Genomic DNA, 11491 nt, shown 5'->3' with positions numbered 1-11491 from the left:
ACCGCCCCTCTTGCATGCCTCTACGCTGTCGTCATTGCGTGACGGCCACCGCCTGGCGGTGGCGGCCGAGGCCGTCGATCTCCATCTCAACGACATCGCCATCGATCAGGAACGGGAACTTCCCCGACATCGCCACGCCCTGAGGTGTGCCGGTCAGGATCACGTCCCCGGGCTCGAAGGGCATCGTCTGGCTGAGCTGATGGATGATCTGCCCGACGTCGAAGATCAGGTCACTCGTCGACGAATCCTGCCGCACCTCGCCATTGACCCAGCTGCGCAGCTGCAGGGACCCGGGGTCCACTTCGGCGGCGGGCCTGATCCACGGACCTAGTGGAGTGAAGCCGGGAAGGTTCTTCCCCTTCGACCATTGGCCGCCGGATTCCTCGATCTGGAACCTGCGTTCAGACAGGTCGTTGGCCAGCACATATCCGGCCACGTGCGAATAGGCTTCCTCAGCCGAGGCGACCCTGAAGGCCCGGGTGCCGATGACCAGCCCCAGTTCGACCTCCCAGTCGACCTTCGTGGCATAGGGCGGCAATTCGAGTCGGTCGTAGGGACCGGCAATCGTCGAGGGCATCTTGAAGAAGACAACGGGCGCCTTGGGCGGTTCGGCGCCCGTCTCTCGAGCGTGCGCCGCGTAGTTCATGCCCACGCACACCACTGCCGAGGGGCGCGAGACGGGCGCTCCGATGCGCAGTCCCTCCGCTCCATCGAGGAGCCCGAGGCCGCCTTCGTCCAGTGCGGTGCGGACTCTGCCGATGCCATCCTCGGCGAAGAACTCTGGGTTGATGTCGGTGGTCAGGGGGCGCAGATCGTAGTGGACGTCGTCGTCACGCACTACCGGGATCTCGTGGCCGATGGGGCCCAAACGCAGCAATTCCATACGGTTCCTTCCATGTTCGACAGACTCCCGCATCCGGCCGTCGTTGGACGGACGCGCTATGTGAGCCTGTGGAACCACGCTAGCGGCATCTCACACCCTAGGTTGGAATCGTTCAAGTATTGGACGGCTGTTTTGTGGAACATCGCACAATCTCTTCCGCACTGCGGAATTGCGGCCCGCCAACTCGTTCGGCGCTGCGCTTCTCCTCTTCTCGACCTACTCCCCGACCGTCAGACGACCGCTGCCGTGTAGTCGGATTTGGCCCGCCGGGGGACGACGACGATGGGCACCGGGGAGTGCTGCAGGATCCGCATGGCGTGACTGCCCAGTGATACGCGCTTGATCGCCCCGAGACCGGAAGAGCCGAGCATCATGACTTCGGGGTCTTCCCACTGGACCGCAGTCAGTGCACTGGCCCAGTCGGGTCCTGTCCCGATGGCCACGTCGGTCTCGCCGGGCTTGATGTGGAGATGATCGATCGAGCACAGTATCTCGTCGGTGTCTCTCCGGATCACGTTGGCCCATTCGTCGATGACACTGGATTCGACGTCGAGCCCCACTCCGGCCGCCGAGATCACCCTCGACCGAGGAGCGAACGAGGCGATGCGGAAGGGTACGCCGGACTCGGCAGAGACCACTGCGGCCCCGAGGATGAGATCCGCCGAGGTGGACGAACCGCTGTATGCGGCAGTGATCCTCCGCAGGCGAGCACCCGGTGCGGCTCGGTATCCGACCGGGGCCAGTGCCACCGGCAGGCTGGCGCTGTGCAGCAGGCCTGTGGAGACGGACCCCAGCGCAATCCGCCCCGGCTTCCCATCGGCAGCGGGGCCGACGACGAGGCGGAAGGCGTTCTCCTTCTGGCACACCTCAAGCAGCCCACGTCGCGATGAACGAGCACCGTGGATGACGCACTCGGACTCGATGTCATCGGGAAGGAACACCCGAACCTCGTCCAGGGCAGCCTCGGCGACGCTGCGAAGCCTCTTCTGGTATTCGCTTTCGAAAAGCACGGGACTCATCGGCCAGGCGGCGGAATCGATGGCCGCCGCGACGAGCCGATGCCCGTAGGACCGGGCGAGCACGATTCCCAACTCAACCGCTGGTCGGTTGTCCTGACCTGGTGCGATACCGACGACGATGCTCAATGTTTCCCTCCTGTGGAACCAGTTCCGTCAATGCTGTCATGTGCTGCTCGCTGCTTACCGAGCACCGAGGATCTGCGGCCGAAGACGACGTAAAGGCCGAGGACGACCGCGGTCCAGATGAGGAAGACGACGATCGTGATGCCCTGCAGATTGCTGATGATCCAGAAGCAGCCGATGATCGCGAGCACCGGCAGGACCGGGTAGAAGGGCACCTTGAAGCCGCGCTCGAGGTTGGGTTCGCGCACGCGCAGGATGATGACGGCCAGGGACACGACGACGAAGGCGACGAGGGTGCCGATGCTCGTCATCTCCGCGAGAAAGTTCAGTGGGATGAAGCCGGCCAGGATGGCGATGACCACAGTCACGACGATCGTGCCCTTGACTGGGGTGAGCGTGCGGGGATTGACCTCGCCGAAGAGCTTGGGCATCATCCCATCGCGCGACATCGTGAACAGGATGCGGGTCTGGCCGTAGATCGAGACGAGAGTGACGGAGAAGATCGAGATCACGGCTCCGGCTGCGACAACGGTGCCGGGCCACTGGGCGCCGACGATTTTCTCGAGAATCGCCGACAGCCCGGCGCTCTGCCCTTCGAACTCCTGCCAGGGCTGAGCGGACAGGGCTGCGACGGCCACCAGCACGTAGACCGAGGTGACGATGAGGAGCGCCGCGATGAGCGCCTTCGGCATGGTCTTCTTCGGGTTCTTGGTCTCATCACCCGCGGTAGCGACGGCATCCATGCCGACATAGCTGAAGAAGATCAGACCGGAGCCGGCCACCACCCCGGAAAAGCCGAAGGGTGCGAAATCGGCGAAGTTGTCGACATTCCAGCCGGTGACTCCGACAAGCACGAAGAAGAGGAGGACTCCGATCTTCGTGCAGACCATGATGGTGTTGATGACGACCGATTCGCCGGTGCCGCGGACCAACAGGAAGCAGCACATGGCCAACAGCGCGATCGCCGGAAGGTTGACGATTCCTCCCTCCTCCGGGGCGTAGGCCAGGGCGTGCGGGATCTCGAATCCGAAGAGGTTGAACAGCAGCTGATTGACGTACTGTGACCAGCCCACGGCGACGGCAGCCCCTGCCACACCGTATTCGAGGAGCAGACACGCCGCGACGCCCATGGCCGGCATCTCGCCGAGCGTCGCATAGGCGTAGGAATAGGAGGAGCCGGAGACGGGCACGCTGCCGGCGAGCTCCGCATAGCAGATCACCGCGAGGCCGGCGACGAGGCCGGCGATGACGAAGGACCAGATGACTGCCGGTCCCGCGACGGGCACGGATTCCGAAAGGATGAAGAAGATGCCGGTGCCGATGGTCGACCCGACGCCGATCATGGTCAGCGAGAACAGACCGATTGTGCGCTTGAGATCGCTTTCCGTCTCCTCGGCCTGCTGTGGCACGGGCTTCACTCGGAACAGCTGTTGTCGCAGACTTGCCATTGTCTTTCCCCAGACGTCGTTGTCGTGGTGCAGGCAATACCACGAGCGCGAAGACCCCGCTCGCAACACTGCACTCATTACTATTGGCGACTTTACGACAAGACCGACACCGTTGCCGAGACTTCGAGAGGCAGGCCGTGTCTCCTGCGCAGGTCAATCGCGGCTCGTATGACGCCATACGCACGACAAGATCGGCCACGTGTTCGCGTCAGCTTCGCTGCTTCCGATAGTGCCTGAGCGCCTTGTCCCTGCCACCACAGGTCTGCATCGAACACCACCGCCGACTCCGGTTGCGCGACGTGTCAAAGAACAGCCATTCACAGCTCGGGCAAGACCTGACTCGGTCTAAGCGCTCACCAGTCAGTTCCGTCATTGCGGAGTCCGCGAAGACAGCAAGCAGAGCCGAAACGTCCCATTGTTGGGGCCATGTCCTCACAATCCGATCTCCCAGCGATGTGTAACCATATCGCCTCAGACCCTCTGCGTGCGCTTCCGTGATCGACTGGAGCTCACGGTCATCCGGTTGTGAACCATCGGCCAAAGCAGTGAAAACCTTAAATATGGATTCCCGCAGGCCCTTCAACGCAGCACGGTCATCGTCCGACGCCCCCCGCGCCATTGTCAGCCCCAGGGACTCCGCCCACTCTGCAGCAACATTCGACGAGCGCAACCAGTCACGTTCCCCTGAAACGCTCCGATCGGGGACCGAATTGCTCAGCTCAAGGCACAGTGCGTTGCCCACATGTTCGAACTCCATTTTCTGATTCTACCACCTAACTCCTCTTGACAGGTCAAGTCTTCAAGGCAAGACTTTACCATTGACAACTATTTAGGTGGTTAGAATGAATCCGATGTTCCGGTGGCTGTGGGCCAGCGCAGGTTTGGCCAACCTCGGCGATGGAATCATCATCACCGCGCTCCCTCTCATCGCAATCGCCGCAGGTGGCCAGCCGAGCGAGGTTGCCCTCGTCACCACCGCTGCGACCATCGGGTGGCCGATAGCAGGCCTTCATGCCGGGTGGGTCGTCGACAAGATTCCTCCTCACCGCCTGCTCACGCTCGTCAACAGCGCGAGGACACTAGCGCTCATCGGACTGACCCTGTCCATTGCGTCCGAGACCTGGGTACTTGTCGTGACGCTCGCATCAGCACTCATCTTCGGGTTCGTCGAGACTCTAGTCGACACCGCACTCATCGCAGGCATCCCACGCACGGTCAGTCGCAACCGCCTCGTCGGCGCCAACGCAAGGATCGAGGCCACGGTCAACATCAACAATCAACTCGCCGGACCACCGCTCGCCGGACTACTCATCGGAAGTGCCGGTCTACTCGCCGCCGCTACCGGTGCCGCACTCTACCTCCTGGCCGGAGTCGCGGCGCTGGGCCTCATGCACTCAATGCGACGCTCCCACTCCGAGTACCTCACAACAGCAGACTCCACCGCACCCGCAATCGACAACTCGACCGGAGAGGGCGGTGCAGAGATTCGAGTTCGCGACGGCATCCTGTTCCTCTGGCGGCATCGCCTCCAGCGAGAGCTGACGCTCATGACGGCAGCAATGAGCGTGATCTGGGGCGCCTGGACAGCCACCTTCGTCCTGCACGCCGTCGCTCCAGGCCCCCTCGGCCTCGATCCGGCCGGCTACGGGCTGCTGCTGACCACAATGGCACTGGGCGGCATCATCGCGTCGATGTTCACCGAGCAGCTTCAGACAAGAGTCTCACCCACGTCGCTGCTCTTCATCGACACCATCGGCACGATAGGCCTCGTTCTTCCGGCTGCACTCAATGCACCCGTGACAGTCGTGGCAGCCGGAATCGTCCTCGCCGGCAGCGGTTCGACCGTGTGGCGGATCATCGTCGCCGTCGTCCGCCAACGGTCGACTCCACTGCACCTCATCGGCAGGGTCTACTCGGCCTCCCGAGTCATCAGCTGGGGAGCGCTCCCCCTGGGCGCCACACTTGCCGCGATGGGAGTCGGTCCCTTGGGGCTGACCTCGATGTTTTGGATCGAGAGCGCGCTCGCAGCAGGGATCTCCGCCTGGTTCGCCATCAGAATGCCCGCACTCAGATCGCGCATGGAGGGGGCGGCCGCTTCGTCAGCAGAGGACACTTTATTCAACTAGACGGTTGACAATAACGAAGCTCAGGGCTAACTTATTAATCAACCCTATGGTTGAATACAGAATGGAGGTTCAGTGGCAGACCAACTGACAAAGGTCTTCGCAGCCCTGGCCGATCCGACACGACGAGACATGGTGGCCAGGCTGTCCATCGCCGACGCGACGGTCAACGAACTCGCCGAGCCCTATGAGGTCAGCGTCCAGGCCGTGTCGAAACACCTCAAGGTGCTCGAGGATTCCGGACTGGTCACTCGCACCAGAGACGCCCAGCGCAGACCAGTCCACCTCGAAGGCAATGTGTTCGATCTGATGACGAAATGGATCGAGAGATATCAGCGTCAGGCCGAAGACCGCTACCAACGTCTTGACGCAGTTCTGGATGAGATGAACGCGGACGAAGACACAGAAGACACCATTTCCACCACCACATCACGCAAGGGAGCATGACATGACCACCACGAACGACACCGACTACTCGACTCTGAAACTCGACGTCCCGGATGGCGTCCAGACTGTCTCGATCACTCGTGACTTCGCCGCCACCCCGGACAAAGTATTTCGGGCACACATCGACCCAGAAATCTTCGTCAAATGGTGTGGGCCCGACACGATCACGAATACGATCCGCGATTGGGACGCGAAGACCGGCGGAAAATGGAGCTACGTCTCGACCGACGACAACGGGGAGTATGGCTTCTTCGGCTCGTTCCACGAGGTGCGGGAGAACGAGCGCATCGTCCAGACCTTCACCTTCGAAGGCTTTCCGGATGCCGTGAACCTCGAGATCCTCACGCTCACTGACTTGGGCGATGGACGGACCCGCCTGCAGGCGACGTCGGTCTTCGACTCCATCGAATCTCGCGACGGCATGGTCGCCTCAGGCATGGAGCACGGAATTCGCGAAGGTTATGACAAACTCGAGAAGATGCTCGCCGGAATTCAGTGAGCGCTGACAGCGCCGACCCGTTCGGCGCCGGCGCTGTCGCATCGTCTGAGGAATCCCATAAGCTCGAAGACATGACCGACTCACACGATCACACGAGCGTGCCCGCCGAAGAGGATATCGACCGCTACGATACCGAGGCCCGCCAGTGGCTGGCCGGAGCCATCGGAGCGGTGAAGTCAGATGCCAACAGATCCTCGGACACGCACCTGCTGCGCGTGCCGCTGCCTTCTGCATGGGGAATTGACCTCTATCTCAAAGACGAGTCAAGCCATCCCACCGGGTCACTCAAACACCGCTTGGCCCGCTCGCTCTTCCTCCACGCACTGTGCAACGGGTGGATTCGCCCCGGTCACCCGGTCGTGGAAGCCTCCAGCGGATCGACCGCGGTCTCCGAGGCGTATTTCGCCCAGCTCATCGGCGTCCCGTTCATCGCAGTCATGGCTCGGTCGACGAGCGCCCAGAAGATCTCCCTCATCGAGTTCTACGGCGGCACCTGCCATTTCGTCGACAACGCCAACGAGGTCTACACAGTCGCAGCTGATCTGGCCGCGGAGTCCGGCGGTCACTACATGGACCAGTTCACCTATGCCGAACGAGCCACGGACTGGCGCGGCAACAACAATATCGCCGAGTCGATCTTCGATCAGATGTCGAGTGAGACCTATCCCGAACCGTCCTGGATCATCGCCACCGCCGGCACGGGCGGCACCTCGGCGACCCTGGCCAGATACGTTCGCTACACCGGTCGGGCCACCGGCATCTGTGTGGCCGATCCTGACAATTCAGCCTTCTTCGCCGGATGGCGCGACCAGGATCCGGCGGCGACGACCGATCAGGGATCCCGGATCGAGGGCATTGGACGACAGCGGGTCGAGGCGAGCTTCATCCCCTCGAGCATCGATCGGATGATGCATGTTCCCGATGCTGCCGCCATCGCCTCCATCCAGCTGCTCGAGAAACTGATGGGGCGTCGCGCCGGGGCATCGACCGGCACCGGCCTGTGGGCCGCATTCCGCATCGTGTCGCAGATGAAGGCGGCCGGTCAGAGGGGAAGTCTGGTATCGCTGATCTGCGACCCCGGCGAGCGCTACCTCGACAAGTACTATTCGCCGGATTGGCTCACAGAGGCAGGGATCGACACGATTCCCTACCGGGAGCGCCTCACGGAATTCATTGCCAGCGGTCGCCTTGGCTGAACTCGGCTAGGCAGGCTTGTCGGCCATCATGGCGAAGTACGAATCCCGACTGCGACGGACGTGCTGTCCCATCACCTCGGCCGCCTTCGTCTCCTGCCCGGCATCGATGGCTGCGATGATGTCGCGATGCTCGGGCCAGGCCTGCGGTCCTCGACGGGTGACGTTGAGGGAGTAGAGCCATTCGATCTTCCCTGAGATCTGGCGCAGGAGGCTGACGAAGGAGAGGCTGCCGCTGAGTTCGGCGATTGCGAAGTGAAAGCGCATGTTGAGCACCGCGAGGTCTTCGTAGCGTTCTTCCCCGATGACGATGTCACCGGCGGCGAGGATCTCATTGATCTCCTTGCGAACCATTCGCCAACGCTCGTCCGGGGCTTCTCCGTTGCTCTGCTGCGCTGCGCGCTTCGCGGCTCGTTTGGCGGTCGCGGATTCTAGGACGATGCGGATCTCGAACAGATCCTCAGCGTCCTCGATCGGTGACGGGGCGACCATGCTGCCGCTGTAGGGCCGAGACTCGACGAGCCCCTCAGACTCGAGAGAGCGCAACGCCTCTCGAATCGGGATCCGCGAAACGTCGTACTGCTTCGCCAGGGCCGCTTCGCGGAGCTTGCCCCCGGGCGGATGCACGCCTTTGATGATGTCGTGGCGGATCTTCGCCCCGACCGCGATGCTGTTCGAGGTCGACGCCGCGCTCGGCTTCGCGGCCGAACTCGACCGCGCTCGAGAACCGGCTTCAGGCATTGAGCAGACCGGAACCTGGCACAGCGGCCAACAGCTTCTGCGTGTACTCCGCAGCTGGCCGATCGATGACATCTCTCGTCGCGCCCGCCTCGACGACCTCTCCGTTCTTCATCACTACAACATCGTCTGCCAAGTTCGCGACAACTGCAAGATCGTGCGTGATGAACAGGCAGCTCACGCCGAGTTCCGACTGCAGCTGACGCAGCAGGTCGAGAATCTGCTCCTGGACCAAGACGTCGAGTGCCGACACTGCCTCATCGCAGATGAGCAGCTCAGGTTCGCTGATCAGCGCTCGCGCGATCGCAACCCTCTGTCGCTGTCCACCGGAGAGATCAGCGGGCCGACGCTCGAGCATCGAGGTGGGCAGAGCCACTTGGTCGAGTACCTCGGCGACCTTGTTCCTCCTCTCGGCTCGTGTGCCGATCTTGAATACGTCGAGGGGTTCAGCGATGATCCGCTCGATGCCCCACATCGGGTTGAGCGAGGAGAACGGGTCCTGGAACACCGGCTGACTGAACCGCCGCAGAATGCTTCGTTCGGCCCGCGAGGTGGCATCGACATTGAGCCCTCCAGTGAGAACTCTGCCGCTCGTGGCCTTTTCCAACCCCAAGACGATCTTCGCAATCGTCGACTTTCCGGAACCGGATTCACCGATCACCGCCGTCGTCTGCCCTCGCTTTGCGCTGAAGCTCACGCCCTTGAGTGCGTGCACCTCTTTGCTGCGGCCACGCAGCTTGTAGACCTTGTGCAGGTCTTCGACCTCGAGCACGTTCGCCGAGGCGTCCCCGCCGGTGCTGCGGTCGTTGCCCTCCCGGGAACCTTCGGCCACAGCATCGGCCGGATGCCTCTGCTGCGGGTCCCGCTCCACCACAATGCTGGGCGCGGCTTTGACCAGAGCCTTCGTGTACTCGTCCTGAGGATTTCCGAGCACCTGCTGCGGTGTCCCGCGTTCGACGACTCGGCCTTCGTTCATGACGAGGATGGTGTCCGTCCGCTCCCCCGCGACGCCGAGGTCGTGAGTGACGAAGAGCAGCGAGGTTCCTCGCTCGGTGACGAGCTTCTGCAGATGATCGAGGATCTGCTTCTGCACCGTCACGTCCAGAGCGGAGGTCGGCTCGTCGGCGATGATGAGGTCCGGTTCGCCGGACAGGGCGATTGCGATGAGGATCCTCTGCCGCATACCACCGGAGAATTCGTGCGGATATGACCGTCGACGGTTCTCCGCGTCTGGGATTCCCGCTTCCGTCATCAGCCGCACAACATTGCGGGTCACCTCGGCGGATTCCGACATTCCGTATGTCCGCAGAGCGTCGGCGATCTGGTCGCCCACGCGCATGCTCGGATTGAGACTGGCCATGGGATCCTGCGGTACCAACGCAATCGAACGGCCCCGAAGAGATTGGAGTCGCTGACGATCGACGTGGACGAGGTCCTCACCGCGGTACTGTACGGAGCCGGAGCTGACATGGCCTGCCCCCGGAAGGAGTCCGAGGACCGCGCTGATCGTCGTCGACTTGCCGGAACCTGACTGACCGACGAGAGCCAAACGCTCCCCCGGTGCCAACGTGAAGCCCACATCGTGGAGCACCGGGTTCTCGTAGGAGACTTCGAGGCCGGAGACCTCGAGGACGAATTCTGACGGTTCCACACCGCTGCTGGTCGCAGTACTCATCATCTGCCTGCCGCGTATCCCTGGGCACCGCGCGGGTTCGCCCCTGCGGTGACGCGACCGGTCGCAGGATCCCGGGTCACGCAGGAGAGCCTGCCCAGTTCCCAATCGCCGGCCTTGGTCACGACGTGGCCACGTGCGATCAGCCCGTTGATGACAGCCTCGCCGAGGCGGTCCTCGACCACAGCTCCGCCGGGAACCCAGGTGCGCGGCCAGAACGATCCCGCCAACGAGGTGGTGTGCAGTGCAGGAGCATCGATCGCCTGCTGGGGCGCGTAGCCGCCGATGAGCATGCGCAGAATCATCAACAGCTGCCACTGTTCCTGCTGGTCACCGCCGGGTGAACCGAGCGCGATGATCGGCTGACCGTCTTTGGAGATCAGAGTCGGAGTCAGCGTGGTGCGCGGACGCTTCCCGGGGGTCAGCGCCGAGGGGGCTGTTTCGTCAAGCCACATCATCTGCAGACGAGTTCCCAGGCAGAATCCGAGCTCGGGGACGACCGGCGAGGACTGCAGCCATCCGCCGGAGGGCGTGGCTGAGATGATGTTGCCCCAACGGTCGACGATGTCGATGTGGCAGGTGTCGCCGTTGTTGACACCGTTCTTCTGCACAGTCGGCTCGCCGATGCCCGCCTTGGCCATGGCTTCCTTGTCCGCGCCCTCGAGCACGAGCGGCGGTGTGAAGGTCGAGACAGAACCTGCCCGGTCGGTGCCGGGTCGGAATTCGAGTGAGGCATCATCTGCGATGAGGTCCCGGCGACTTGCGGCGTACTCTTCGCTGAGCAGCCAGTCGAGGTCGACATCGGCATCCCCGTAGTAGGTGTCGCGGTCGGCCATCGCGAGCTTGAGCGCCTCGAGGATCGTATGCGCACCGATCTCGGTCGAGGGATCGAGCCGGTCGTCGTCGAAGCCCTCGAGGATCTTCAGCGTCTGGAGCAGCACCGGGCCCTGACCCCAGGCTCCGATCTTCGCAATCGAGTAGCCGCGGAAATCGACGGACACAGGTGTCTCGAAGTGTGCGTCGAATCCTGCGAAGTCGGCGGCTGTCATCACTCCAGCGTGGTCGCCTCCAGTCGAGTGCCGGTGCGGGGTGGAGATGAACTTCTCGACCGCCTCGGCGACGAAGCCGGACTTCCATTCTTCACGTGCCGCAGCGACTCTGGCATCGCGCCCTTCCACACCGTCACCTGCAGCGATGAGCTTCCTCAGGACCTCGGCATAGGGGCGGTTATAGATGAGATCACCGATTTTCGGGATCTGACCCTCCGGCATCCACTGGGCTGCGGACGTGGGCCAGTGTTCGGTGAAGAGCTCCTGAACGCGTTCGATGGTGCCCACGACTCGAGC

At 62.8% G+C, this 11491-nt stretch carries 11 protein-coding genes; 4 read left to right on the top strand and 7 right to left on the bottom strand.

Annotation, left to right across the window (positions count from 1 at the left end; genetic code table 11):
• Window positions 1-31: 31 nt before the first annotated feature.
• The 4 genes from ACE03M_RS16915 to ACE03M_RS16900 all read right to left on the bottom strand — a co-directional run bounded on the left by ACE03M_RS16915 (window position 32) and on the right by ACE03M_RS16900 (window position 4230).
• Window positions 32-883, bottom strand: a complete 852-nt coding sequence (locus ACE03M_RS16915) for a fumarylacetoacetate hydrolase family protein (RefSeq protein WP_485935205.1) — start codon at window positions 881-883, stop codon at window positions 32-34.
• Window positions 884-1113: 230 nt separating this feature from the next.
• Window positions 1114-2028, bottom strand: coding sequence for a universal stress protein (locus tag ACE03M_RS16910; protein ID WP_143924404.1), 915 nt, complete (start codon window positions 2026-2028; stop codon window positions 1114-1116).
• Complete coding sequence (locus tag ACE03M_RS16905) at window positions 2025-3473, bottom strand: APC family permease (RefSeq protein ID WP_485935203.1); 1449 nt, start codon at window positions 3471-3473, stop codon at window positions 2025-2027. Before ACE03M_RS16905 ends, ACE03M_RS16910 begins: the two co-directional genes overlap by 4 nt.
• 208 nt (window positions 3474-3681) lie before the next feature.
• Window positions 3682-4230, bottom strand: a complete 549-nt coding sequence (locus tag ACE03M_RS16900; RefSeq protein WP_485935201.1) for a CGNR zinc finger domain-containing protein — start codon at window positions 4228-4230, stop codon at window positions 3682-3684.
• Between the two features lie 85 nt (window positions 4231-4315).
• Between ACE03M_RS16900 and ACE03M_RS16895 the strand changes: the two genes are divergently transcribed.
• The 4 genes from ACE03M_RS16895 (at window position 4316) to ACE03M_RS16880 (ending at window position 7738) form a co-directional block, all read left to right on the top strand.
• The gene (locus tag ACE03M_RS16895; RefSeq protein WP_485935200.1) at window positions 4316-5599 is read left to right on the top strand and encodes an MFS transporter; all 1284 of its coding nucleotides are present in this window, start codon (window positions 4316-4318) and stop codon (window positions 5597-5599) included.
• A gap of 72 nt (window positions 5600-5671) precedes the next feature.
• Window positions 5672-6043, top strand: coding sequence for an ArsR/SmtB family transcription factor (locus tag ACE03M_RS16890; protein WP_485935198.1), 372 nt, complete (start codon window positions 5672-5674; stop codon window positions 6041-6043).
• A gap of 1 nt (window position 6044) precedes the next feature.
• Window positions 6045-6542 (top strand): SRPBCC family protein, encoded by a 498-nt coding sequence (locus ACE03M_RS16885; protein WP_186293239.1) that lies wholly within the window; start codon window positions 6045-6047, stop codon window positions 6540-6542.
• Between the two features lie 71 nt (window positions 6543-6613).
• Window positions 6614-7738, top strand: a complete 1125-nt coding sequence (locus ACE03M_RS16880) for a PLP-dependent cysteine synthase family protein (protein WP_143924401.1) — start codon at window positions 6614-6616, stop codon at window positions 7736-7738.
• Window positions 7739-7744: 6 nt separating this feature from the next.
• Here ACE03M_RS16880 and ACE03M_RS16875 read toward each other — a convergent pair whose 3' ends face one another.
• From ACE03M_RS16875 to ACE03M_RS16865, 3 genes are all read right to left on the bottom strand, one after another.
• Window positions 7745-8476 (bottom strand): GntR family transcriptional regulator, encoded by a 732-nt coding sequence (locus ACE03M_RS16875; RefSeq protein ID WP_485935196.1) that lies wholly within the window; start codon window positions 8474-8476, stop codon window positions 7745-7747.
• Complete coding sequence (locus ACE03M_RS16870; protein WP_485935194.1) at window positions 8469-10151, bottom strand: dipeptide ABC transporter ATP-binding protein; 1683 nt, start codon at window positions 10149-10151, stop codon at window positions 8469-8471. The genes ACE03M_RS16875 and ACE03M_RS16870 overlap by 8 nt, the downstream gene beginning before the upstream one ends.
• The coding region (locus ACE03M_RS16865) for a gamma-glutamyltransferase family protein (RefSeq protein ID WP_485935193.1) at window positions 10148-11491 on the bottom strand (1344 nt) is incomplete at its 5' end. The genes ACE03M_RS16865 and ACE03M_RS16870, both read right to left, overlap by 4 nt.

This window comes from Brevibacterium sp. AGC70 (assembly GCF_057334195.1).
Note: the sequence above shows the minus strand (reverse complement) of the source record. Positions and strands in the feature narration are given on the sequence as shown.

What these genes read in the sequence shown, in the direction of transcription:
- ACE03M_RS16915 (WP_485935205.1), bottom strand. Translation starts at nt 883, where the DNA reads ATGGAATTGCTGCGTTTGGGCCCCATCGGCCACGAGATCCCGGTAGTG.
- ACE03M_RS16905 (WP_485935203.1), bottom strand. Translation starts at nt 3,473, where the DNA reads ATGGCAAGTCTGCGACAACAGCTGTTCCGAGTGAAGCCCGTGCCACAG.
- ACE03M_RS16900 (WP_485935201.1), bottom strand. Translation starts at nt 4,230, where the DNA reads ATGGAGTTCGAACATGTGGGCAACGCACTGTGCCTTGAGCTGAGCAAT.
- ACE03M_RS16895 (WP_485935200.1), top strand. Translation starts at nt 4,316, where the DNA reads ATGAATCCGATGTTCCGGTGGCTGTGGGCCAGCGCAGGTTTGGCCAAC.
- ACE03M_RS16885 (WP_186293239.1), top strand. Translation starts at nt 6,045, where the DNA reads ATGACCACCACGAACGACACCGACTACTCGACTCTGAAACTCGACGTC.
- ACE03M_RS16880 (WP_143924401.1), top strand. Translation starts at nt 6,614, where the DNA reads ATGACCGACTCACACGATCACACGAGCGTGCCCGCCGAAGAGGATATC.
- ACE03M_RS16875 (WP_485935196.1), bottom strand. Translation starts at nt 8,476, where the DNA reads ATGCCTGAAGCCGGTTCTCGAGCGCGGTCGAGTTCGGCCGCGAAGCCG.
- ACE03M_RS16870 (WP_485935194.1), bottom strand. Translation starts at nt 10,151, where the DNA reads ATGATGAGTACTGCGACCAGCAGCGGTGTGGAACCGTCAGAATTCGTC.